Annotated in this window: 18 protein-coding genes; 6 read left to right on the forward strand and 12 right to left on the reverse strand. The window is 61.4% G+C overall.

All coding sequences use genetic code 11. The features are described from left to right. Positions 1-16: 16 nt before the first annotated feature. From SFLMC1_RS05040 to SFLMC1_RS05080, 9 genes are all read right to left on the reverse strand, one after another. Positions 17-2,461, reverse strand: a complete 2,445-nt coding sequence (locus tag SFLMC1_RS05040) for a DEAD/DEAH box helicase (RefSeq protein ID WP_152074340.1) — start codon at positions 2,459-2,461, stop codon at positions 17-19. Positions 2,462-2,577: 116 nt separating this feature from the next. Next, positions 2,578-3,882, reverse strand: a complete 1,305-nt coding sequence (locus SFLMC1_RS05045; protein WP_152074341.1) for an ATP-binding protein — start codon at positions 3,880-3,882, stop codon at positions 2,578-2,580. Then, positions 3,875-5,635: a TerB N-terminal domain-containing protein gene (locus SFLMC1_RS05050; protein WP_261981428.1), complete on the reverse strand. Its 1,761-nt coding sequence runs from the start codon at positions 5,633-5,635 to the stop codon at positions 3,875-3,877. The genes SFLMC1_RS05045 and SFLMC1_RS05050 overlap by 8 nt, the downstream gene beginning before the upstream one ends. Before the next feature lie 187 nt (positions 5,636-5,822). Continuing rightward, a complete protein-coding gene (locus tag SFLMC1_RS05055) occupies positions 5,823-6,539 on the reverse strand; it encodes a DUF554 domain-containing protein (protein ID WP_152074342.1) in 717 nt (238 codons plus the stop codon). Between the two features lie 89 nt (positions 6,540-6,628). Then, positions 6,629-8,041, reverse strand: a complete 1,413-nt coding sequence (locus SFLMC1_RS05060; protein ID WP_154063910.1) for a hypothetical protein — start codon at positions 8,039-8,041, stop codon at positions 6,629-6,631. A 39-nt stretch (positions 8,042-8,080) separates the two neighbouring features. Continuing rightward, complete coding sequence (locus SFLMC1_RS05065) at positions 8,081-8,341, reverse strand: hypothetical protein (RefSeq protein WP_152074344.1); 261 nt, start codon at positions 8,339-8,341, stop codon at positions 8,081-8,083. Then, positions 8,322-8,924 carry a hypothetical protein gene (locus SFLMC1_RS05070; RefSeq protein ID WP_152074345.1) on the reverse strand — a complete coding sequence of 201 codons (603 nt, stop codon included), beginning with the start codon at positions 8,922-8,924 and terminating at the stop codon, positions 8,322-8,324. Before SFLMC1_RS05070 ends, SFLMC1_RS05065 begins: the two co-directional genes overlap by 20 nt. Positions 8,925-9,011: 87 nt before the next feature. Then, a complete protein-coding gene (locus SFLMC1_RS05075; protein WP_152074346.1) occupies positions 9,012-9,521 on the reverse strand; it encodes a hypothetical protein in 510 nt (169 codons plus the stop codon). After that, a complete protein-coding gene (locus tag SFLMC1_RS05080; RefSeq protein WP_152074347.1) occupies positions 9,518-9,814 on the reverse strand; it encodes a hypothetical protein in 297 nt (98 codons plus the stop codon). Before SFLMC1_RS05080 ends, SFLMC1_RS05075 begins: the two co-directional genes overlap by 4 nt. Before the next feature lie 346 nt (positions 9,815-10,160). Between SFLMC1_RS05080 and SFLMC1_RS05085 the strand changes: the two genes are divergently transcribed. The 3 genes from SFLMC1_RS05085 to SFLMC1_RS05095 are packed head-to-tail and all read left to right on the forward strand — an operon-like array spanning position 10,161 to position 13,786. Further along, positions 10,161-11,762 (forward strand): FAD-binding oxidoreductase, encoded by a 1,602-nt coding sequence (locus tag SFLMC1_RS05085; RefSeq protein ID WP_152074348.1) that lies wholly within the window; start codon positions 10,161-10,163, stop codon positions 11,760-11,762. A gap of 2 nt (positions 11,763-11,764) precedes the next feature. Next, positions 11,765-12,580, forward strand: a complete 816-nt coding sequence (locus SFLMC1_RS05090) for an electron transfer flavoprotein subunit beta/FixA family protein (protein WP_152074393.1) — start codon at positions 11,765-11,767, stop codon at positions 12,578-12,580. Continuing rightward, positions 12,581-13,786 carry an electron transfer flavoprotein subunit alpha gene (locus tag SFLMC1_RS05095; protein WP_152074349.1) on the forward strand — a complete coding sequence of 402 codons (1,206 nt, stop codon included), beginning with the start codon at positions 12,581-12,583 and terminating at the stop codon, positions 13,784-13,786. Here the strand turns inward: SFLMC1_RS05095 and SFLMC1_RS05100 are convergent. Then, positions 13,783-14,595, reverse strand: coding sequence for an HD domain-containing protein (locus SFLMC1_RS05100; protein ID WP_152074350.1), 813 nt, complete (start codon positions 14,593-14,595; stop codon positions 13,783-13,785). The genes SFLMC1_RS05095 and SFLMC1_RS05100 overlap by 4 nt on opposite strands. Before the next feature lie 283 nt (positions 14,596-14,878). On the opposite strand from SFLMC1_RS05100, the gene SFLMC1_RS05105 reads away from it, so the two are divergent. Together SFLMC1_RS05105 and SFLMC1_RS05110 are read left to right on the forward strand one after the other, a co-directional pair. Further along, positions 14,879-15,901 carry a 2-keto-3-deoxygluconate permease gene (locus tag SFLMC1_RS05105; protein WP_152074351.1) on the forward strand — a complete coding sequence of 341 codons (1,023 nt, stop codon included), beginning with the start codon at positions 14,879-14,881 and terminating at the stop codon, positions 15,899-15,901. A gap of 188 nt (positions 15,902-16,089) precedes the next feature. Further along, on the forward strand, positions 16,090-17,232 hold the full coding sequence (locus SFLMC1_RS05110; protein ID WP_152074352.1) for a sensor domain-containing diguanylate cyclase: 1,143 nt from the start codon (positions 16,090-16,092) through the stop codon (positions 17,230-17,232). A gap of 95 nt (positions 17,233-17,327) precedes the next feature. Here SFLMC1_RS05110 and SFLMC1_RS05115 read toward each other — a convergent pair whose 3' ends face one another. Continuing rightward, positions 17,328-18,263, reverse strand: coding sequence for a DMT family transporter (locus SFLMC1_RS05115; RefSeq protein ID WP_152074353.1), 936 nt, complete (start codon positions 18,261-18,263; stop codon positions 17,328-17,330). Positions 18,264-18,362: 99 nt separating this feature from the next. Further along, complete coding sequence (locus tag SFLMC1_RS05120) at positions 18,363-22,109, reverse strand: phosphoribosylformylglycinamidine synthase (RefSeq protein ID WP_152074354.1); 3,747 nt, start codon at positions 22,107-22,109, stop codon at positions 18,363-18,365. A gap of 184 nt (positions 22,110-22,293) precedes the next feature. Here SFLMC1_RS05120 and SFLMC1_RS05125 point away from each other — a divergent pair, with 184 nt between their 5' ends. After that, positions 22,294-23,856: a cation:proton antiporter gene (locus SFLMC1_RS05125; protein ID WP_154063911.1), complete on the forward strand. Its 1,563-nt coding sequence runs from the start codon at positions 22,294-22,296 to the stop codon at positions 23,854-23,856. The last annotated feature ends 231 nt before the right edge of the window (positions 23,857-24,087 follow it).

Raw genomic sequence — 24,087 nt, forward strand, 5'->3', positions numbered from 1 at the left:
TATAGTCGGCCCCGTTTTATGTGTGGTCGCGCCAGCTGCGGACACGCTGCTTCATACCCTCGATGTCGAGCACGCCTTCGGCAAAGCCTTTGCGCACGAGCTCCTCGGGAACAAACTCGTCGTAGCGGTCAAAGTAAGGCACCTCGCCGGGATAGACGAGCTCGATGGGGTTGAAGTCCTTTTCGGCCTCGGCGGCGAGCACCTCAAAGAACGTCTCCTCGTCGGCCTTCATCTTAAACTGCATAAAGTACGGACGCGACGGATCGAGCCCGCGAAGGTCAAGCTCCGCGGCACATTTAATCTTGAGCATGCGCTCGAGCGCCAAAAAGGCGTAGCTGCCCAGCCAGGGGAAGAGTACCCAGGTTTCGCCGCCCAGGTTAATGAGAGGTTTAGTTCCCGCGCCCGAAATCTCGGCGGTATGACGAGCCTGTGCAAGGCGTGCCCGTGCGTTGCCCATGAGATACGGATATGCTGCATGCTCGTTGAGCGCCTTGCGCATGCGCTCGAGTACGTGTGTATTGATGTCGCCGGGGCAGTCGCCAAAGTAGGCCGGCACACGACCTTTGACTTGCGTGGCAAAGACGGTGTGTCGCTTCCAGTCCACTTCTTCGACGATCCAGCAATGGCCCGCGATGGCGATGCGCTCGCCAGGTGGTGGCGGGTTGGCAATCGTGCCCAGCTCGGCCGATTCGCTCCGGACGGTAAACTCCTCGTTCTCCTGGAACACGGCGTAGAACTTAAAGTTGTTGATGATGCGCTCTCCCGCGAGACCCACGATGAGCCCGCCACCTTCGGTGACCTGGATATGGTCGATCTTGATGAGGTGGCGCAGCAGTATGCGATAGTCATCGGCCGAGACACGGTGGAAATAGCTGAGCGTGAGAACACGCTGAGCAAGCTCGGCCGGTGTGAGCTCGCCGGTACTGGCGAGCGTCGACATAGTCTGGTGGTAGAGCAAACTGTAGGGGAGTCGATCGAGTTCGGGCGGCTCGACCCACTTTTCCTCGCGATAGAGTTGAACGAGCGCGATGCCCTGTAGGAGCTTCCAGGGAATGGTCTCGGGCATCATCGTGCGCGGCTCGGGTTCTTCCTCGCGCATGACAAACCACATCTCGGGTGGAAGGTCGCGACGGCCTGTGCGCCCCATGCGCTGCAAAAAGGAGCTGACGGTAAACGGTGCATCGATCTGGAACGCGCGCTCCAGGCGGCCGATATCAATGCCGAGCTCTAGTGTGGAGGTGGTGACGGTTGTCTGTGCCTGTTCCTCGTCGCGCATGAGCTCCTCGGCGGTCTCGCGTAGCGATGCCGAGAGGTTGCCATGATGGATAAGGAAGCGGTCTGGCTCGTGCCGGTTTTCACAGTAGCTGCGCAACATGGAGCACACGGCCTCTGCCTCCTCGCGCGAGTTGGCAAAGACCAGGCACTTGCGGCCGCGGGTATGTTCAAAGATGTAGCCCATGCCGGGGTCAGCGTTGTCGGGTGCGGTGTCGGTGGGGTTGAGCAGTGCCTGTTCGGTTGCCTGCGGGATGTCGACTTCGCCCTCGGGGGCTGAGGAAGTGCGACGGTCCTTGGGGGCAGTCTTGCCCCGTGCCTGCTCGCGACGTTGGCGCCGTTCCTCCTGCGTGAGCTGCCCGCTATGCCTCATGTCTTGTGTGCCGGCGGGCAGTGCCGTGGGCGTTGCTGCTTCGATGCGCTCGCACGCAAGCACTTCGGCCTCTTGAGGACCCATGCCCTCAAATCCTCGCTGCTGTGCCTGGGGACCCGAGTTGTAGAAGTGCTCCATGGAGATACGCCACACGCGGCGCGGCTCCTCAAAGCGGGGGATGACGCAGTCGCGTCCCGTCCCCTGCGACAGGAAGGCACCCGTGCGTTCCGGGTCCCCGATGGTGGCCGAAAGGCCGATGCGCCGGGGCCGCACGCCCGCCATGCGAGAGAGGCGTTCGATAAGGCAGAGCGTCTGCCCGCCGCGGTCACCGCGCATGAGCGAGTGGACCTCGTCGATGACCACATAGCGCAGGTCGCAAAACATACGCGGGATTGCCATGTGCTTATGGATTAAGAGTGCTTCGAGTGACTCGGGCGTAATCTGCAAGATGCCGCTCGGTTTTTTGATGAGTTTGGTCTTGTGCGACTGCGAGACATCGCCATGCCAGTGCCAGACGGGGATATCGGCTTCTTCGCACAGGTCGTTGAGGCGGACGAATTGGTCGTTGATGAGCGCCTTGAGGGGGCCAATGTAGAGGGCGCCCACGCTCGCGGGCGGGTTCTCCCAAAACTCGGTCAGGATGGGAAAGAAGGCCGCTTCGGTTTTGCCAGATGCCGTGGATGCCGTCAGGAGCACATTGTCCTGCGTGTTGAAGATGGCATCTGCCGCCGCAACCTGGATAGAGCGCAAGCTCTCCCAATCGTGGGAGTAGATGAAGTCTTGGATAAACGGGGCGTAGCGGTCAAAGGCGTTCACGGGGCCTCCTTTCAACAACGGGCTATCAAACGCAACGGGCAATGGGTCGTCGAATTGCAACATCGGCGTTTGCCCAGATGAAACCTGCCAAAATAAACCTGTCCCTTTTTAGTAGGTTAGATGGTGAATTCGGCGAAGTTGCGGTCGCCGCCTGCGGTGCCGGTGTCGTCTGTTGCGGCTGCTGGCGCCAGCGCGTCGCCACCGACGCCTTGCAGCAACTCGGCCACGTTGGCGTCGGGGTTTTGACATAGGATATCGAGCAGCTCGATAAAGTCGCGGATGACCTCGCGGGGCGTCAGGTGCGTGTCTGCCCCCACGCGGCCAAACTCAATCTTGAGGAAGTCCACCAGGTCGTTCTCGGTAAGCGTGGGTGTCCAGCCAAAGTAGCCGGCATGGATCTGCATGAGCTTTTCGATGAGCACCAGCAGCTCCTCGTAGGTGAGCGGCTGCAGGCGGATGATGGGCGCGAGCATGTCTTTGAGATCATCGCGCGCAAAACGGCCCTGAGCGAGACGGCTCCGAAGGGCCTCGTAGGAAAAGACGCCGCGGCGGCGGTCCTCGATAGAGGTCGGCGTGCCGCCCATGATTACGCCCAGGTACTGCGCTTTGCCTTGGAGCGTGTCGTTGTACATGGTCAGGATCTTCTCGTAGTTATATTGGCGCGTGATGGCGTTGGGAATCTTGTACAGATTCACGAGCTCGTCGATGAGCACCAGCATGCCCTTGTAGCCGCTGCAGACCAAAAAGCGCGCAATGAGCTTAACGTAGTCGTACCAGTCGTCATCGCTGATGATGGTTGAGGAGCCCAGTTCGGCGCGAGCCTCGCTCTTGGTGCGGTATTCGCCGCGGATCCATTTGGTCACGCGGCTCATGGCCTCTTCGTCGCCCTCGGATACGGCCGTGCGGTAGCGGCGGAGCATACGGGCGAAGTCGAAGCCGTGGACCATCTCTTCGAGTGGAGCGAGTTGGGCATTAACGGCAGACTCGTCGGCATCGGCACACGAGGCGACCCAGCGATCTAGGATAAGGTTGAGCGCACCGCCCTCGGGGCGCGTCTTGGTCGATATATTGCGGATGAGCTCGCGGTAGGTGGCGAGGCCCTGTCCCTGGCCGCCCTGTAGGCGGCGCTCGGGGGATAGGTCGGCATCGGCGACGACGAACCCCTCACCCATGGCGTGCGTGCGGATGGTCTGGAGCAAAAAGCTCTTGCCGGCGCCGTAGCGACCGACAAGAAAGCGGAAGCTCGCGCCGCCATCGGCGATGAGGCTCAGATCGGTGAGCAGAGCACGGATCTCGACCTCTCGCCCCACGGTGATATAGGGAAGGCCAATGCGCGGGACAACACCGCCCTTGAGCGAGTTGAGAATGACGGCAGCGACGCGCTTGGGCACGCGGGGTGCTGCGGATGCGGTATCACTCATGGTCAAGGTATCCTCTCACGTCTGCTTCGTAGTCCTCGATAATCTGCGGTCCTGCTGAGCCAAATTCAATAACGGTGTCGCCCACCAGGTCAAAGAGCGCCTCGTTGATGGTATCGACGAGCATGTCCTCGCTCTGCCCCGATTGCACTACCGCCGATTCCACCTGTACTGCGTTGTGCTCGAGCAGCGCGCGGAGATAGGCGTCTGCGGCAGGCGCGAGTTCGTTCGTGGCGTCAGCGGGCGCAGCAGCTGCGAAGGCGGGCGTCGGCGCGAGAAGCGGTGCCACGACACCAAACTGTTCGGTGGATATGGTCGGCTCGTCGGCCTCGTCCTGCCGAATGGGTGCCGCGACCGCCTCGACAATCGCGTCGGCTACGGGCTCGGCTTCCGGTTGCCCTGAGTCCACTGCCTCGGCTTCTGCGGACGCGCCGTCCTCGCGCTCCTCGTCGATCAACAGCGCCTCGCGCGTTTGTGCGGCGGCGCTCCGAATGTGCCCCAGCTGGCTCAGATCGATATCGATCTTGACGGGCTGGTGTGCGGCGTCCCACGAAAGCCATGCCACGATCTCGTCATCGATAATCTTGGCCAGATATTTGGGGACCTTTTCTTCCTTAAGGGGATGGGCGGGGTCCAGCGCCAGGCGCAGGCGTTGGTCGCAGGCGCGCATCATCTCACCGAGCTTGCTGCTCTTTTGCCTACTACCGTGGATGCGCGTGCATTCCCAAAAGCCATTTTGGCAGCGGTAGATGTGAATGGGGTCCAGGCGATATTCGCAATCCTCGTGGCGCTCGGGCGCAAAGAATACGGCCGAGGCAAACATGGTATAGGGCATGGCCGTCTCCTTCCCAAACAAGCTCGCTACGATGCCGGTCTTTCGGTGCGTGTCATAGTAGCGCGCCATGCGGACATACACGGCGCATGCCATGTGGCGCAGGTCGCGGTGGTGGCTGCGGTCGAGCCGTGAGTTATTCAGGTTGTACGTGGAGAGGGCGTCGATGGCAGCCATGAGCCGCTCCTCATGCGCCTCATCGGGCGGAAGGGGGAGCGTGGGCTCGGAGGTTTTACGACGCTTAGGGGGCAGGTCCGACGGCGCCGGCGCGGGTACGAGGTCTCGTGCTGCGCGCCGCAGCTCGATAAGGGCGTTGTCGAACATGACGGTTTTAGAATCACGAAGCAGCTTGGGGTCAAGCCCGTGGAACACGGCGTAGTCCTGCAACCACACGCGTGCAAACCGGTCGATGCCGGGCTCAAAGGCGCGGTAGGCATCCCAAAAGGCCTTGATCTTGTTAAAACCATCGAGCGGGTCATCTACCCCAATGCCGCAAATCAGCTCATAGAGATACAGAAAGGCAAAGGACGTAGACGTCTCCTCGACGGTTCCGCGGCGCACTTGGGCACGCCAGGTAAAGTAGCCGCGCAGCTGCCGGTCGCTCATGGCGTTGTAGGTGGGAAAGTACGACTTAAAGGTGCCGTTGTAGGGACAGTCGTCCTCAAAGTCGGCCATCAGCAGGCCTTGGCGGTAAAAGAGCTCCGCCTCCGATAGCCAACGTCCCGCGCCGCCTTTGGGATCATCTTGCCAGCGTGATATCTCGCGCATCTTGCGGTACTGGTCGGGGAGGAAATTCTGCATCTGACGACCGGTCTTGAGAATCGGCTCGTCAGCATAGATTTCGTTTGAGAAGCGGGCGGGCTGATGGGTCCGGGCCTCGGCCATAATGCGCTCGATGAGCATCTTGACGTCCTGGTCGGCCACCGCCCTCTCCTCTCCCTATATGGTGTCGGTGACCTCATATCATAGCACAGCATCAAACAGGTGTTCGAGATACCGCTCTCAGATAGATTTTTGGGACATGCCCAGAAATCTACCTGTAGGCGGGTTGGCCTTTGGGGCACTGGCGAAAGATAGATTTTAAAGCATGTCCCAAAAATCTACCGAGGGGTTAGAACAGGAGGGCGTAGATGACCGCCACGACGACGGAGGGGAGCATGTTGGCCGTGCGGAAGGTCTGAGGTCGAATAAGGTTAACGCCAACACAGAAGATGAGCATGGAGCCCACAAGCGAAAGGCTGTCGAGGGCCGCGGTGGTCATGATGGGGGAGAGTGCGCCGGCAAAAAGCGTGATCGTGCCCTGGAATACGGCAACGGGCAGGGCCGAGAAGATGCAGCCGCGGCCAAGCGAGGCCGTCATGGTGCAGACGATGATGCAGTCCAGCGCGCCCTTCAGGGCAAGTGTGGACCAGTCGCCGAGCAGACCGTCCTGAATCGACCCTACGATGGCCATGGCGCCGATACACACGGTGAGCGATGCCGAGACAAAGGCGTTGGTGAACTCGTTGTCGCCTTCGCTGCCGGTTTTGCGCTTGAGCCATTCGCCGAGGTTCTCGATGGCGGCCTCCAGGTTGATGGCCTCGCCGATGAGCGAACCGAGGGCAAATGAGACGATAAGCATGGTGGTGCCGGTGGTCGCCAACGCCTCGCCATCGATAACGAGCATCTTTTGCATGGTGCCGCCTAGGCCGATAAACAGAACGCACAACCCCGACGCCTTCATGAGCGTGTCTTGGATGCGGGGCGTAATGAAGCGCCCACCCATGAGGCCCAGCAGACCGCCCGCGATCAAAAGTACGACGTTGATGATCGTCCCTAAACCCGGCATGAACCCTCCTGTACTCGATGTCAACGCGGCAATCGTAGCAGAACGGGGAGGGGAGCGCTCAGTATCCGAGCCAAGCGGCGGTTAGCGGTTTAGGACAGGATGGGGCAAAAGTCGAAGCGCAGCGTCATGAGGTGCTGCGGGGAGTCGATGGCTGCGGCAATGATGTCGGCATCTCGTGCACGATCGAACCCTTCAAGTTCCATTTGATAGGGGAAGTCTTCTTGGATACCGATGCGACGAGGAACCAAAAGCTTGGTCCCGTCGAATTCTTCGATTCGCGTTCCGTCTGCTGCAACGGAATAAAGGTGTAACTTGGCGGTCGTTGCGGCATCAAGTGCCGAGATAGCTTGGATATCGTTCGATGCGCTCCTTGCTCCCACTGCTGTAAGTGCCGTAGGCGCGATGACTTCACCCGAAGGCAAAAAGACGAGCTCGACGGTATTGGGGAATGTGATGAGGACATTTTTGCGGCGGGGCGCACCGGCAGCGACTGGCTCAATGCTTGCGGCGTCGACGGTTTCCGTGTGGTCGAGCGCGACCATCATGCAACAGTTGCCTTCGTCGACATCTGGGGGAGCGGCAAAGTCCAGGACGTCTTTCGGTTGGGGATCGCCTCGTTCGGTGTCGGTGCCGCCTGGCTTCTCGAGGGGAGCCGCAGCGTTGTCTTCTGATGATGCGTCGTCTGCATCGTCAACATGTTCGTCAACATGTGCCGGTGCGTCTGCGACCTCGTCTTTGGGGGATTTGTCATTATCGCTCGATATGGGAGCAGCAATCCCGACGGACCCCACTCCGTGCCATGTCATTTGGAGCAGCGCCGGATCGGCGAGAATGCGCTGCACGCCTTGCGCCTGGGTATCGATATTGATGGGGGCGGGTTCTGATCCGCGCGTGAGGTTAAGCGAGCCCTTCTGTCTGGTGCTTTGAGCCTCTTGGTCGTCCGCGTCGCCAGCGTAGAACAGCAAAGGCGCATCTCCCGTTGCGATGGCTTCGGTGTCCGCCTTGGTCAGTCGCAGCGATGCCGTAAAGGAGATGATGGGCTGCGCGCCATCGACATTCGAGGGAACGCAGCCCAGGCATACACCCCCTCCTTCTTCATGGGCGGCGCTGTCGAAGATGACCTTCGCCCCGTTCGCCGAGTCATCGACCGAGGCAATATCGATGCGCAGCTCTAAGTCGCATGGGTCGCCATCGGCGTCGACTGCAGCCGATTTCCATGTGCAGATGGCGCAACCTGTCTGGGGGCCGTTCTCCTTGCCCGGTCGCTTGATATCCACGACTATCGAGTCGACCGTATTGCGGTGAAGGCATCCCGAGGTTCGGACCGTGGCGTGTGCGAGCGAAAATTGTTGGCAGGCGACGATACCCGACGAATTCGCCACGGGGTTCAGAGCTTGCGGTGAGGAGTTTGCCGTGGCGGGCATCGCCCAAGTGGCGAGAGGCGTACCGCCCACCAGTGCGCTGCAGAGCGCGGCAACGGGCAAAAGGTTTTTGGGTGCCATGGTTCTCCTATCTATTCCGCGTACTCCGGTTGTGCTCGGCTATTGGTTGCGTTTGATGTGCAGGCCAAGGCACGTCAGTCCTGCTCCCACCGTGGCGACGCCTACCGCAATGAGTTGCCGGGTGTCGCTCGTCTGAGCGAGCGGCTCGCGACGGCTGCCGCGATTAAGGCCCGAAAGGTCGACGGTCACTTCTGTGGCCGCCTGCGCTTGCTCTTGTTGAGCAAAGGCCATGGCAGGTGCGGACGCCAGGATGCCGACGATGGCAGCCAGTGCAATCGCCTTAGGACGTGGCGTGCGCACCGGGCTCGACCGTCCAGGTGATGCTTGCCACTTGATCTCCCGTACCGGTAGCGCGGTAGATGTCACGCGTGACGCGGGCGACGTGGCCACTCACATTGAGCTTGATTTTGTCCGTTCCGTCGGCAATGTCCTTGTATTTCATGTCGAAGCTTGCGTCTTTGGAAAGATCGAGGCCCGTAGTCTGAGTCGCCGAGCTGGCATCCTTTTCCGCCTTATCGGGGCCAACCTTAAAATCGATGGAGTTCTGGGCCGAGCCCGTCTTTGCGTCTGCAACGATTGTCCAGTCGTTCTTGGCCGTGACCTTCATGTTGGTGACGTGGATGCCATATGCCGAGAGGTTGTCGATGGTAATCGTCTTGTCGGAGGGCCCTACAAGCGTTCCGTCGGCTTTGGCGGCAAAGGGGATGACCGTTGGCGCCTTAAACGAAACATTGCTAATGTCGGCCTTCACCGTCACATCGGTGGTTCCAGCGCGCACCTCCGCCATGGCCGCCGTTGGCGCGGCGCCCATCGCAAGTGCGAGCGTAAGCCCTGCGCCCACGGCGAGCGCCCTGGCTCCGCTCAGGTTCATGGGTGTGTTCATCATTGATCCTTTCTGCTCGTCACGGACTGTTTCCGTGATGGTTGTACGAATGGGGGCAGGGTGCTGCCCCTGCGAGTGCGTCGGCCACTAGCCTTCTGCCTGGGTCACGCGCACTTTGACGCGCGTCGGATTGCCGTGGGTGTCGTAGGTCTTGGCATCGAGTGCCTGAATCTCGATATATGCCTCGCCTTCTTGGATATCGCCGGCGGGGCAGGTCGCAACCGTCTTGCCGGCTTCGACCACACCGGACTCATAGATGGTCTCGTCGTTTTGAATCACGCGGAAGCGCTGGGGAAACTTGTTGTCTTGGACGTTTTGCACGTTGACGCGCAACTTGCCGCCTTCCTGTAACTGTGCGACCGGCGCGACCGAGATCGTCATCATGTTGTCGCGGACGACGGCGTCGAGCTCATCCTGGATTTCTTGGCGCGATTTACCCTCTGCCGTCGTGACTGAGGCGCCCGCTTCGGGCACGGGCTGCGACTGCCAGGCGTATAGCCCTACGGCGATGAGGGCGCAGACGATAGCCAGGCAGACAACGACGAGTTTCTTGCGACGCCCCAGCCCTGCAAGGCGGGGCGGCTTCTTCGCACTCATGCGGCGTCCTTGGTGGTGTAGATGCGTGCGAACGTGGACGGGTCCGCTCCAAAGAGCATGTGAAGCATCAGGCGGCGCGAGTAGATGAGCTCGTCGAAGTCGTGAGGGAGCTCGATGTTGTGGGTACGCGCGATGTGGTGGGCGAGCGCCGAGAACGACTCGGGGTCGCAGATAACATCGGTGGTGACGTGGTAGACCGCCGTATCGGGGAATGCCTCTTCGTCGAAAGGCAGGAGATAGGGATCGTCGTCGACCTCGATGGCGACGCCGTACTGGGGCCAGTAATATGCCATGGGAACCTCCCTGCTTCTGGGGCCAAAACTTCCATTGGCTTTGGCTGTTGATGCCGACCGTATCAGTCACTACTTGACCAATTCCTGACCAAATGCTTGACGGATTGACATCTCCGCAGGTAAAAGATGGTAAAAATTACTTCAACTTTTTTCGAGCGACAATTGCGTGGTCGCCGGCGGTAAAGCGACATGTGTCAAAAGCATCGTCTGCCGAGGAAACATTGCCGCTCGCCGAATTGCACAAACGTAAAAATCGTCAATTATGGAGACGGTTTCGAACACGTCGACGAAACGATGCGGTAACATTTCCCTGCAAACACTGTAGTTAGCTAAAGGGGGAGTTCGCGTGTCTGCAACTATCAAACCCTTCACCGACGAGTTCGAAGAGTATGGCCGCGATGAGTCTCGCGCATCGGGCGAGGCCTCGAGCATCTCGTTTCCGACAACGGAGGACGAGGCCCGCGCCATTTTGAAAAAGCTCCATGCCGAGCGTGTCCCGGTGACGGTTCAGGGCGCCCGGACCGGTCTTGCCGCCGGCGCCGTGCCTCATGGCGGTCACATTCTCAATACTTCCCGCATGAATCGCTACCTAGGCATTCGCCGCGATGAGCAGGGCCGCTTTTTTTTGCGTGTGGCGCCCGGCGTCGTGCTGTCTGAGCTGCGCAAGCAACTGGGCAAGAAAGTGCTGCCGACTGCCGGCTGGGACCAGGCATCGCTTGAGGCCTACGAGGAGTTCCAGGAAGCTCCCGAGCAATTCTTTCCTACCGATCCCACCGAGGCATCTGCCTGCCTGGGTGGTATGGCGGCATGCAACGCTTCCGGCGCCCGTAGCTACGCTTACGGCCCCATGCGTCCTCACGTCACGGGTCTTCATGTCGTGCTGACCGATGGCGACCTGCTCGAGCTTCACCGTGGCGAGGTTTTTGCACAGGGTCGTCGCCTTTCGCTCGTCACGGTGCAGGGCCGCACGCTCGAGCTCGACCTTCCCGGCTACACCATGCCAAGGACCAAAAATGCTTCGGGCTATTTCGTTGCTGACGATATGGATGCCATCGATCTGTTTATCGGTGCGTGTGGCACACTCGGCGTCATCACCGAGCTCGAGATTGCCCTGCAGGCGGCACCTGCGGTCGTTTGGGGCGTGAGCTGCTTCTTTGATAGCGAAGACAAGGCCGTGTCCTTCACCGATTCTGTGCGTCCCGTCCTGTCCCACGCGGCTGCCATCGAATATTTCGATGCGGGCGCCCTGGATATCCTGCGTCGTCAGCGTGAGCAGTCGACCGCGTTTGCCTCGCTGCCGGCGCTCGACAAAGACGCCAAGGTCTGTGTCTACGTGGAGCTCGACTGCGATGACGAAGCCCAGGCGACTGAGGAGCTGTATCACTTGGGGTGGGTGCTAGAGCTTGCGGGCGGCAGCGACGATGCGACATGGGTCGCGCGCACCGAGGTCGATCGCGAGTGTCAGCGATTCTTCCGCCATGCGGTGCCCGAGAGCGTCAACATGCTCATCGACGAGCGTCGCCGCACGGATCCCACCATCACCAAGCTGGGGTCCGACATGTCGGTGCCCAACGCGCGTCTGGCCGATGTCGTTGCGCTCTATCGTCGCACGCTGGCCGAAAGCGGGCTTGAGTCTGCCGCCTGGGGACACATCGGAAACAACCATCTGCATGTAAACATCCTGCCGCGCGATGCGCAGGATTACCGCTGCGGCGGAGAACTCTTTGCCCAGTGGGCTTCCGAGGTCACGGCCATGGGCGGCGCCGTCTCCGCCGAACACGGCGTCGGCAAGATCAAGGCGGGCTTCTTGGAGACGATGTACGGTCACGAGGCCATGGTCGAGTCGGCGCGGCTCAAGCTCCAGCTCGATCCTGCCGGGCAGCTGGGTCGCGGTAACCTGTTTTCGGAGAAGCTCTTGGATGAGCTCGTCCAGAAAGGGGGCGCGTGAAGATGAGCGATTTCCATATGGTGGTGTGCGTCAAGGCGGTGCCGGGCAGCACCGAGGTCAAGATGGACCCCAAGACCAATACCATCGTGCGCGATGGCAAGCAGGCGGTCATTAATCCCTTTGACGCGAGCGCTTTGGAATGCGCGCTGGCGCTGAAGGACGACTTTATCGGCTTTGGCATGGACGTGCGCGTAACGGTGGTGTCGATGGGCATCCCCGCGACTGAATCGCTATTGCGCGACTGCATCGCCCGAGGTGCTGATGACGCACTGCTGCTAACCGATCGCGCCTTTGCAGGTGCCGATACCCTGGCAACCACCTATGCCCTCAAGTGCGGCATCGAGGCGCTCGACGAGGACTTCGACCTGCTCATCTGCGGCAAGATGGCGGTGGACGGCGATACGGCGCAAATCGGGCCCGAGCTTGCCGGTGCCTTCGAGATTCCCTGTGTGACCGACGTGAGCTGCGTGCAGAGCGCGGGCTTTGCGAACTGTGGTTCACTGGCGCTTGTTCACGGCTGCGATGCCGGTGAAGAGACGGTCTATCTTGAGATGCCGTGCGCGATGACGACCGCAAAGGAGATTGGCCAACTGCGCATGCCGAGCATTGCCGGTATTCGTGCGGCCGAGGAGGCGGACGTGCGCGTGGTCAGCGCTGCCGACGTGCATGCCGACCCCGCGCGCTGCGGCCTTGCCGGCTCGCCGACGCAGGTCGTGCGATCGTTTGTGCCCGACCGCGACCAAACGTGCGAGGCCGTTGGCGGAACGGCGTCCGAGCAGGCGGCAAAACTTGCCAAGATTATCGAGGGGATGGCATAGATGAGCGGACTGATTATCGATAGCGAAGCCTGTATCGGCTGCGGTCGCTGCGTTCGCGCCTGTGCCTCGGGCGGCATCGTCGTGGAAGGCGATCGGCCCAACCGTTGCGCCCGCGTAACCGACGGCTGCATCCTATGCGGCGGGTGCGTCGACGCCTGTCCCGTCAGCGCCATCTCGATCGAGCGTGACGAGGCCGCCGTCGCGGCAGACCTTGATGCATATCGAGACATTTGGGTCTTCGTGCAGACCGACGAGCACGATACGGTGACTCCCGTTGCCTATGAGCTCATGGGAAAGGGCCGCGAGCTTGCCGATGCGCGCGGCTGTCGTTTGGTCGCACTGGTCGGCATGGGCACCGAGGGTTCTCTCGGTGACCTGGAGCATTTGGTTTGCGCCGGTGCAGACGAGGTCCTAGTCTGTCGCGACGAGCGTCTGCGTCAGAACGATGCGGAGGTCTACGCCCGGCTGATTTGCGATTTGGTGGCAGAGCGCAAGCCCGAGGCCATTTTGTACGGTGCGACCGCCTTTGGCCGCGAACTGGCGCCTGGCGTTGCCGTGCGTTTGCAGACGGGCCTTACGGCCGACTGCACCGTACTTTCGATGGATACGGAGACGGGGCTGCTGCAACAGACGCGTCCGGCGTTTGGCGGCAACCTGATGGCCACCATCGTCTGCCCCAACCATCGTCCCCAGATGGCAACGGTGCGTCCCGGCATCTTTAAGGCGCCCGACTTTGACTATAGCCGCTCCGGCATGATCGCCCAGATATCACTTGCGGATGATGCTCAGGCTCGTGTCGAGATCTCGATTCCCGCCGAGGAGTGGGGACAGCAGGCTTCGATCGCCGATGCCGAGCGCCTGGTCGTGGTGGGTCGCGGCATTGGTTCCAAGAAAAACCTGCCGCTGATGCGAAGGCTCGCCGAGGCCCTGGGAGCCGAGCTTGGCTGCACGCGACCTGTCGTGGAGGCCGGCTGGTTGGAGTATCGCCATCAGATTGGCCAGACGGGCGTATCGGTTTCGCCCAAGCTTCTCGTGAGTATCGGTGTTTCGGGCGCCATCCAGCATCTTGCCGGCATCGGTGGGGCGGAGTGCATTATCGCCATCAACGAGGACCCGGATGCCCCCATCTTTGGTGCTGCCCAGTACAAGGTTGTCGGTGATGCCGTCGAGGTCGTCGATGAGCTGCTGGCCCAACTTGAGCGCTAGGCGCGCGCCAGCCAGTCGCGCATCTCGTCCTTTAGGCGCTTCCAGGTCGCTTGCGTGGCGGGGTCGGTAAAGGGCCGCGCAATGCCAAAGGGCGCGTCGAGCAGGCGGTAGATATCGCCCTGCGCGCGCGCCAGCGCGCGGCTTGCTGGATAGACGAGCTCAAACATAAAGCAGATGAGACCCACCAGGTAGTCTGCGGGCTCGTCGCGTTCATCGCGTGCGACGCAGCGGTGCTCATCAAAGGCGGCAAGTGTCGGCGACGAGAAACGACTGCCGAGAAACGTCTTCTCGTCCACCTTGAGGATGGTGTCGACGGTGCTGTCGGCGATGGTGCGCATAATGTCGATCTTGTCACCATCGCGCACGATATCGCAGAAGCTCCGTGTGCGCTCGTCGAGTTGTGCCGGCAGGCGAAAGTCGCTGTGGTAGGCGATGCTCGCTCGGATGAGCTCGTCGTGCTCGTCGGCCTCGATAAAATCTCGGATGCTTGTTGTTGCGGGCGCGTCGTCGGGGTTCTCGCCAAAGAGGACCCCGACGCCCAACGCTGCATGGCTCATACTCTCGGCGTCCTTAAAGGTGTCCCAGCGCCGCAGCTGTTCAAAGCGTCCCATATCGTGTAACAGGCCGCAAAGCCAGGCCAGGTCAATATCCTCTGTCGACCAGCCCTGCTCACGCGCCACGGTATCGCACGCTTCCGCTACGTGATAGGTATGTTCGATCTTGAGTGCGATGCGCGGATTGGCGGCATCGTAGGCATCGGTATAGCGTTTGAAGGCCGCGGTCGCCCGGCCCCGATCGATAGCTGTCATAATGACTTCCTAAAAAGTTGTGTCTTTCGATCCGGTGGCAATTGTAGGCGAACTCGGTGGCTGGCGCACGTACCGGCGGCATCGATCGTCGCAAGCGTCGCTGCTATATCCCCCCGTTTCGCGCTCTATAGAGGGGTGGCGCCGCGGACGCCGAATCTCGTTCCATTCGAACTTGTCGAATTTCTCACCGAGGCGGTCTGCTTCTTCTGGTACCATGTTCAGACTTTACTGTAGCAAAGTGTGACATGGGCTTTTGTGCCCCGTCAACGGAAATGGGGGTTTCATGGCACAGGAAGCAACCGCCAACGAGCAAAAGAAATTCAAAGTCCCGCGTATCCCGGGCGACATCATGATCTATCCCATGATCGTTGGCCTTTTGCTCAACACTTTCTGTCCGCAGGTCTTTGAGATCGGCGGCTTCTTTACCGCAGCCTGCCGCGGCGGTTCCAATACCATCGTCGCCGCGATCCTGCTGTTTGTGGGCGCCGGCATCAGCTTTAAGTCCACGCCGGGCGCCATCAAGACCGGTATCGTCGTGCTGATCCCCAAGCTTGTTGTTGCGGCTGCCCTTGGCTTGGGTGTGGCATATTTCTTTAACGACAACTTCCTGGGCCTGAGCTCCGTGTCTATCATCGGTGGCATCACGTTTTGCAACATGGCGCTCTACACGGGCATCATGGGCGAGTTCGGCGATGAGTCCGAGCAGGGCGCCGTCGGTATCCTGTTCTTTACGGCCGGCCCCGCCGTCACCATGATCATTCTCGGTGTCTCGGGTCTCGCTAATATCCCCGTCGGCACTATCATCGGATCCATCCTGCCGCTTGTTATCGGCATGGTCCTGGGCAACTTGTTCCCGTTTATCAAAAACCTGCTGGTTCCCGGCGCCAATCCCGCGATCGCTGTCATCGGTTTTCAGCTCGGTGCCTCCATGAGCCTGTCGAGCTTTATCACCGGCGGTATTTCCGGCATCTTGCTGGGCCTTATCACGCTGTTTGTCGTCGGTCCTATCACCTTTGCGTTCGAACGCCTGTGCGGCGGCAACGGTAAGGCGGCCGTGGCTTGCTCTACTATTGCTGGCACGGCCATGACCACACCGGTTGCCCTCGCCGAGGTTGCACCGCGCTACGCCGAGCTTGCGCCCACCGCGTACGCCCAGATCGCCACCGCCGTTATCATCACGGCAATCATGGCTCCGATTCTGACCGGCTGGGTCGACAAGAAGTTTTGCCAGGGCAAGGAGGATCTGTCGCCTGCCGGTGTCGAGGCCATCGAGGAGGCCGTCGCGACCGACATCGATGGCGAGTAGTAAGCGCTACCAATCAACGATGCCGGCGTGCAATTCACGCCGTTTGAGCGCCCGAACGAAAGCTGTCTTGCAGTGACGTTCGGGCGCTCTGCTATTATTCCCTTTACCCCTGCGGATTAGGGGGCGTTTGTTGCTCAGACTCGAATCGGGAGATTCTGACCACTTGGATATTGAAGGGATGGCGTCTAGTGGTTAAGGCGCTCAAGATTGAGATATTCCTGCTATGCACGATTGTTCTTATCGGGCTTGCCGTGCGAAGTCGTCGCTCCTTGTTCTCGAGCACCCAGCAGCTGTTGTTTAGCATGCTTGGCTACACCTCTGCCGCGTACATATCATTCGATATGATCTGGACGCTTTCGGATGGCGTGGACGGCACGTTGGGCATTGCCGTCAACTGGATTTCCAACGCGGTTTCGTTTTCGCTCTTTGCCATCGTGTGTCTCATTTGGTTTATCTATTCCGAGACGGTGCAGGGTTCTCGCCTTTTGACCTCGCGCTATAGGGTGCTGCTTGTAACGTTGCCTACGGCTTTGGTGGTCGTGCTGGCGTTTGCCAGTTACTGGACGCACGCCCTGTTCTACATCGATGCCCGTGGCGTGTACCGCCGCGGTGTCGCCTATATGATTCAGCCTATCGTGAGCTACTGCTACGTCATATATACGTCCTTACACGCTTTTGTGCATTCCCTACGGGTTGAAAGCCTGCGAAAGAAGGCCATTTATCGAACTCTGGCATTCTTCGCCATTCCGGCCCTGGTGGGCGGTACCCTTCAGGTCGTATACTCGGTGCCCGGCCTTTGTGTCGGCATAATGATTAGCATGTTATCGCTCTACATCATCTACCAGGAGCAGCTAATCTCGACCGACCCGTTGACTGGCCTCAACAATCGCAATCGTTTTGAAACCTACATGCTGTCGACCTTCTCAAATGTGGATCAGGCCGAAGATGTGTATCTGCTTATGATGGACGCCGACGGCTTTAAGCAGATTAACGATCGCTATGGACATGTGGAGGGCGACCATGCCCTCCAGGTCATATCCGCTGCGCTCAAAGAAGTCTGCTCGGCGTCTGGTGGCTTTATCGCACGTTATGGCGGCGATGAGTTCGTGGTACTTCAAAAGGCGACGACGGAGCAGGATATCATGCATCTGTGCGCGACAATCAACGACGAGCTCGCGCGCGCCGAGGTTCCGTATCTGTTGCGGATGTCCATCGGCTATGCACGGGTTGGTGATGACGTCGATTCCTGGCAAGACTTGCTTCGCGCTGCCGACGCGGAGCTCTACCGCGTAAAGCGCGAAAAGAAGCAAGCCGGCGTCCAGATACGCTAGAAAAAAGCGCCGTTGACGTGCGTGGCGGCCCTCAGCTCACCGATGTACTCCATTAAGCTAAAGTGTACGACACCCTCTCTAAAAAGGTGAGCTCGCTAGGCTTTTTTGGGTTTGTTGACGATGATGATGCCGCCGCAGACCAACAGCAGGGCAACGATGACGGTAACGGGGCTCGTCCCGGTGCCCTCGCCGAGCAACAGCGCGCTCAGCAGTACACCAAAGACCGGGTTCATAAAGCCAAAGACCGAAACGCGGCTGACGGGGTTGACGGCAAGCAGACGCGACCATAGCGAGTACGCGACGGCGGAAATGAGTGCCATATACATGATGAGCGCGATGGCGGGGATGATCGCGGTGGGGGAGAGCACGCCGCCCATCAAAAATCCGACGGCGGTAAGGACCAGGCCGCCGACCAAGAACTGCCACCCGGCGAGCAAGACGCCGTCGTGCTCGCGCGAGAAGATGCCGATCAGGCAGGTCGAAAGGGCGCCCGCAACGGTGGAAGCCAAGATAAAGCCCTCACCGTCGAGCGTAAAGCCAAAGGTGCCATTCGTGCCCGAAAGGTTGACGAGCGCGACACCGGCAAAGCCCAGCACGCAGCCGAGCACCTTGGCCACATCGAGTTTCTCGGTGCGAAACGCCAGGGCGGCAAAGAGGATGGCTAGGAAGTTGGCGCTGGCCTCGATGATGGAGCTCGACATAGCGCTGGCGCGCGAGAGTCCCAGGTAGAAAAAGAAGTACTGCCCGATAGTCTGGAAGAGCGACAGGATACAGATGGGCTTGATGTCGCGTACCTGTGGGACGAGCGGGCGGTGCTGGGCCGCGCTCATGCCAACAATGACCAGCATGCCGGCAAGGGTGAAGCGCAGGCCCGCAAAGAGCAGCTGCGAGGTGCTATCGTGCGCCGGGATACCAAAGAGTGCGTAGCCGATTTTGATGCAGGGGAAGGCCGACCCCCAGAGTGCACAGCAAACAAGGCAGCCCAGGATGAGCCCGGGCAGGGTTGCGAGATAAGGCTTGCGGCTTTCCATGATGTCCTTCCGGTATGCGCGAAGCAAAAAAGAACCCGCCACCGGGCGTGCCGGTGGCGGGTGTTGTTACCCGAGGGGATTGTACCCGATGGGATAGGTTTAGGCGAAGTAGGCTACGCCGCTCTCAAAGATTGGCATGAATTTATCGCCGGGGACATGCTCGGGCACGTTGCGGTACAGGTTGTCGCCGCGGCGCTCGGCATGACCCATCTTGCCCAGGACGCGGCCGTCGGGGCTCGTGATGCCCTCGATGGCGAGTGCGGAGCCGTTGGGGTTGACGGAAAGATCCATGCTGGGCTTGCCGTCCTCGCCCACGTACTGCGTGGCGACCTGGCCGTTGGCGATAAGCTGGGCGAGTACCCCGTCGTTGGCGACAAAGCGGCCCTCGCCGTGGCTGATGGCGACGGTGAAGGGGTCGTCCAGACTGCACTGCGAAAGCCACGGGGACAGGTTGGACGAGATGCGGGTGCGCACCAGGCGGCTCTGATGGCGACCGATGGTGTTGAACGTCAGCGTGGGCGCATCGGGCGTGGCGTCGACGATGTCACCGTAGGGCACCAGGCCGAGCTTGACCAGGGCCTGGAAGCCGTTGCAGATGCCCAGCATCAGGCCGTCGCGGGCCTTGAGCAGGTCGTGGACTGCCTCGGTGACCTCGGGAGCGCGGAAGAACGCCGTGATGAACTTGGCGGAGCCGTCGGGCTCGTCACCGCCCGAGAAGCCGCCGGGGATCATGACGATCTGGCTTGCACGGATGCGGCGGGCAAGCTCGTGGGTGCTCTCGGCGACGGCCTCGGGCGTGAGGTTGTTGATCACGAAGGTGTCGGCCTCGGCGCCGGCGGCGCGGAAGGCGCGGGCGCTGTCGTACTCGCAGTTGTTGCCGGGGAACACGGGGATGATCACGCGCGGGCGGGCGATCTTGGCGCCGCCGTACACGTGGATATCCTTGGCACGGAAGTCGACGGTCTCGACCTCGGGGGTCTCGCCGGCGCTGCGGTAGGCGAAGACGCCCTCGATGCCGCTCTCCCAGGCCTCCTGAAGCTCGGCGAGCTCGATGACCTCGGAGCCGGTATCGATGACATAGCCCTCGACGGTGGTGCCCAGGGGCTCGACGACAACGCCGTCGGCGACCTCGGGCAGCTCGGCGCCCTCGGCGAGCTCGACGATAAAGCTGCCGTAGAGCGGGGTGAAGAGGCTCTCCACGTCCACGTCCTCGGCAAGCTCGATGCCGATCTGGTTGCCGACGCACATCTTAAAGAGGCTCTCGGCGCCGCAGCCGTAGCCAGGCGTAGAGACGGCCAGGGCGTCGCCGGTGGCAGTGAGCGCCTCGACGGCGTCAAACGCGGCAAGCAGCTGCTGGGCATCGGGACGGTAGTCCTCGCCGTAGGTGGCGGGAGCGATGCGGACGACGCGGTGCGTGAGGCCCTTGAACTCAGGGGAGACGGCGCGGGCGGCACGGCCCACGGCTACAGCGAAGCTGATCAGAGTCGGCGGAACGTTGAGCTCGCCGGCCTCGTCCTCAAACGAGCCGCTCATGGAGTCCTTGCCGCCGATGGCGCCGGCGCCCAGGTCGACCTGGGCCATGAGGGCGCCCAGGACGGCTGCCGTGGGCTTGCCCCAGCGCTCGGCCTCGGTGCGCAGACGCTCGAAGTACTCCTGGAAGGAGAGGTAGGCGTGCTTGTGCTCAAAGCCGGCGGCCACGAGCTTGGCGATGGACTCGACCACGGACAGGTAGGCGCCAGCAAACTGGTCGGCTTCCATCAGGTAGGGGTTGAAGCCCCATGCCATGGCGCTCGCCGTGGTGGTCTCGCCGTCCACGGGGAACTTGGCGACCATGGCCGAGCTGGGGGTGAGCTGCGTCTTGCCGCCAAAAGGCATAAGCACGGTTGCGGCACCGATGGTGGAGTCGAAGCGCTCGGAAAGGCCTTTGTTGGAGGCGACGTTGAGGTCGGTGACCAGCGAGGTCATGCGCTCGGCAAGCGTGGAGCCCGCCCAGCTGGGCTGCCACACGCTGCGGGCGCACACGTGGGCGACCTGGTGCTTGGGCGCCCCGTTGGAGTTGAGGAACTCGCGGGACAGGTCGACGATGGCGACGCCGTTCCAGGCCATGCGCATGCGCGGCTCGGCGGTAACCTCGGCGATAACGGTCGCCTCCAGGTTCTCCTCGGCGGCGTAACCCATGAACTCATCGACGTCACCATCGGCGACGGCGCAGGCCATGCGCTCCTGGGACTCGGAGATGGCGAGCTCGGTGCCGTCAAGACCGTCGTACTTCTTGGTCACGGTGTCCAGGTCCACGTACAGGCCGTCGGCAAGCTCGCCCACGGCGACCGAGACGCCGCCGGCGCCAAAGTCATTGCAGCGCTTGATCAGACGGCAGGCGTCGCCGCGGCGGAACAGACGCTGCAGCTTGCGCTCGACCGGGGCGTTGCCCTTTTGGACCTCGGCGCCCGAGGTCTCGATGGACTCGGTGTTCTGAGTCTTGGAGGAGCCGGTGGCGCCGCCGATGCCGTCACGGCCGGTGCGGCCGCCCAACAGGATGATCTTGTCGGTGGGGGCGGGGCACTCGCGACGCACGTGGTTTGCCGGGGTTGCGCCCACGACGGCGCCGACCTCCATGCGCTTGGCCACGTAGCCGGGGTGATAGAGCTCGTTGACCTGACCGGTGGCAAGGCCGATCTGGTTGCCGTAGCTGGAGTAGCCGGCGGCGGCAGTGGTCACGAGCTTGCGCTGCGGCAGCTTGCCCTCGAGCGTCTCGGAAACCGGGACGGTGGGGTCGCCGGCACCGGTGACGCGCATGGCCTGGTACACGTAGCTGCGGCCCGAGAGCGGGTCACGGATAGCGCCGCCCACGCAGGTGGCGGCACCGCCGAAGGGCTCGATCTCGGTCGGGTGGTTGTGGGTCTCGTTTTTAAACAGGAACAGCCAGTCCTGGTCCTCGCCATCGACGTCGACCTTCACCTTGACGGTGCAGGCGTTGATCTCCTCGGATTCGTCGACATCGGTCATGACGCCGGTCTTCTTAAGGTACTTGGCGCCGATGGTGCCCATGTCCATGAGGCAGACGGGCTTGGCGTCGCGGCCGAGTTCGTGGCGCATCTCCATGTAGCGGTCGAAGGCTTGCTGAACCACGGCGTCGTCGATCGTCACGTCGTCCAGGACGGTGCCGAAGGTGGTGTGGCGGCAGTGGTCGGACCAGTAGGTGTCGATCACGCGAATCTCGGTGATGGTAGGGTCGCGGCCCTCATCGCGGAAGTACTGCTGGCAGAAGGCGATGTCCGCCTCGTCCATGGCAAGACCGCGATCGGCGATAAAGGCGGCAAGGCCGGCCTCGTCGAGCTCGCGGAAGCCGTCGAGTACCTCGACGGGCTGGGGCTCGGGAGTCTCCATGTACAGCGTCTCGGGCAGGTCGAGCGAGGCGATGCGCGCCTCGACGGGGTTCACCACGTAGTGCTTGATGGCCTCGATGGCGGCTTCGTCCAGGGTGCCCGAGATCATATAGACCTTGGCGGAGCGCACGGCGGGGCGCTCGCCCTGGCTGATGAGCTGCACGCACTCGCTGGCGGAGTCGGCGCGCTGGTCAAACTGGCCAGGCAGGAATTCGACGGCAAAGACGGCGCCATCGCGTGCGGGGAGCTCGTCGTAGGTCACATCGACCTGGGGCTCGCTAAAGACGGTCGGCACGCAGGAGCGGAAAAGCTCCTCGTCGATGCCCTCGACGTCGTAGCGGTTGATGATCCTCAGGGCCTCGATGCCCTTGATGCCGAGAATCTCGGTCAGCTCGCCCTTGAGCTGCTGAGCCTCGACGTCGAACCCGGGTTTCTTCTCCACGTAGATACGAGAGACCATTGGTTCCTGCCTTCCTGATCGGTTGGGCGTACGGTACGGTATGCGGCAGCGGTCGGTTTGCGGGGTCTGCCCTGCGGTCGCCTTGAGCCACATGTTTGTAAACCTCACTATGATACGACAGCTCGTGGCGCGTTGAGGACGGTGAGGGTGCTACAGTGATGAGCAATCAAGAGAAAGGCATCACATGGCATTCGTTTCACTTGCCATCATCGCACTGGTGGCCTTTGCAAGCCCCTTCATCGCCTCGGCGATTCCTGGAAAACCCGTTCCCGAAACGGTCTTTTTGCTCGTGTTCGGCGCGGTGCTGGGACCTCATATGCTCGGCGTTGTCCATGTAGATGCCGAGGTCTCGCTCGTGTCAGAGCTCGGTCTGGCATTTTTGTTCCTGCTTGCCGGCTTTGAGATCGATCCCAAGAACATCACGGGCGTCGAGGGGCGCTACGGTATGGCCACATGGGTTGTTACCTTTTGTATCGCCTGGCTTGCCGTGCGCTTTACCCCGTGGTTCTCGGTCAGCCATTTCGACGGTATCGCCGTGACGCTCGCCTTGACCTCGACGGCGCTTGGAGCGCTCATGCCCATCTTGCGCGAGCGCTCGCTCACCGGCACGCGCGTTGGCGACTCGATTCTCGCATATGGCACTTGGGGCGAGCTCGGTCCCGTGCTCGCCATGTCGGTGCTGCTGTCTGCCCGCACCGGCATCCAGACGCTCGTGATTCTTGGCCTGTTTGCCGTGGTCTGCGTGCTGCTGGCCGTGGTCCCAAGTCGTTCCAGGCGCGTCGGCAGCCGCTTCTTTTCGTTTGTCGAGGAACGTGCCGATACCACGTCGCAGACCTTCGTGCGCCTGACGGTGCTCATCTTGGTCACGCTCGTGGCGTTCTCGGCCATCTTTGACCTCGACATCGTGTTGGGTTCTTTTGCCGCCGGCTTTGTCCTGCGCTATATCATCCCCGAGGGCAACCATACGCTCGAGACCAAGCTCGATGGCCTGGCCTACGGCTTTTTGATTCCGGTGTTCTTTACCGTATCGGGCGCAAAGATCGACCTGACGGCCGTGGCGTCGCGCCCGGGCTTGCTCGCGGGCTTTATCGTGGCGTTGCTGATTATTCGTGCCGTGCCTATTCTCATCTCTATGAGCATTTGTCCCGCGACGCGCGATGTGTCGGCGTATGGCCGCATTACCGTGGCCCTGTACTGCACCACGGCTCTGCCGATCATCGTTGCCGTGACAAGCGTTGCCGTCAACGCGGGCGCGCTGTCGCAAGAAATTGCGTCGGTCATGGTTGCCGCCGGTGCCATCACGGTGTTCTTGATGCCATTGCTCGCGCAGCTCTTCTACCGCGTGATCGACGCCGCACCGGTCGCCGCCGTGGCAGAGGTCGCCGAGCATCCAACCGATGCGCTCGACATCCTGCGCGCCCATCACGATTTGGCGAGCCTGCTCGCACGCGAGCACGAACTGCTGACCTCGCATGGTCACGGGCGAACGCTCGACGGCATGCCTACGATTGATTCTATTGCCGACCGTCTCTCGGCCGAAGCGGCGAGTGGCCGCATCGATGCCCGCATCGTGGACGCTGCCCGTTTGCTGGCCGAGAAGACCTATGGCGACGAGATTGACCCGTCCAAGTTGACTCCGCGCGAGCGCCGTCGCCTGGAGCGTGCCAAGCTCGCCGTACGCGAATACCGCCGCCGCATGCTGGAGCTCTATGCAAGAGAAGAAGCCGAGGACGACGACGGTAAGTAGTCGATACTCTCTCGGGGAAGCCACGCCCCGCTTTGAAGGCTCGGAACGGGATGTGGTTTCCGAAACAGGGGCCGTTGGGAAACTCTGTCCCGGAATGGGCGCCCAGAGTGGGATGCAGTTTCCGCGAGAGGCCCGTTAGGGAAGGCGCATCCCATTCTGAGCCGGAATTATGGGACGCAGTTTCCTTTTCGAATAGAAGAAGGCGTGCTGCCCGCGGTTGATGCGGGCAGC

It is taken from the genome of Collinsella aerofaciens (genome assembly GCF_901212495.1).
Taxonomy (GTDB): Bacteria; Actinomycetota; Coriobacteriia; order Coriobacteriales; family Coriobacteriaceae; genus Collinsella; species Collinsella aerofaciens_H.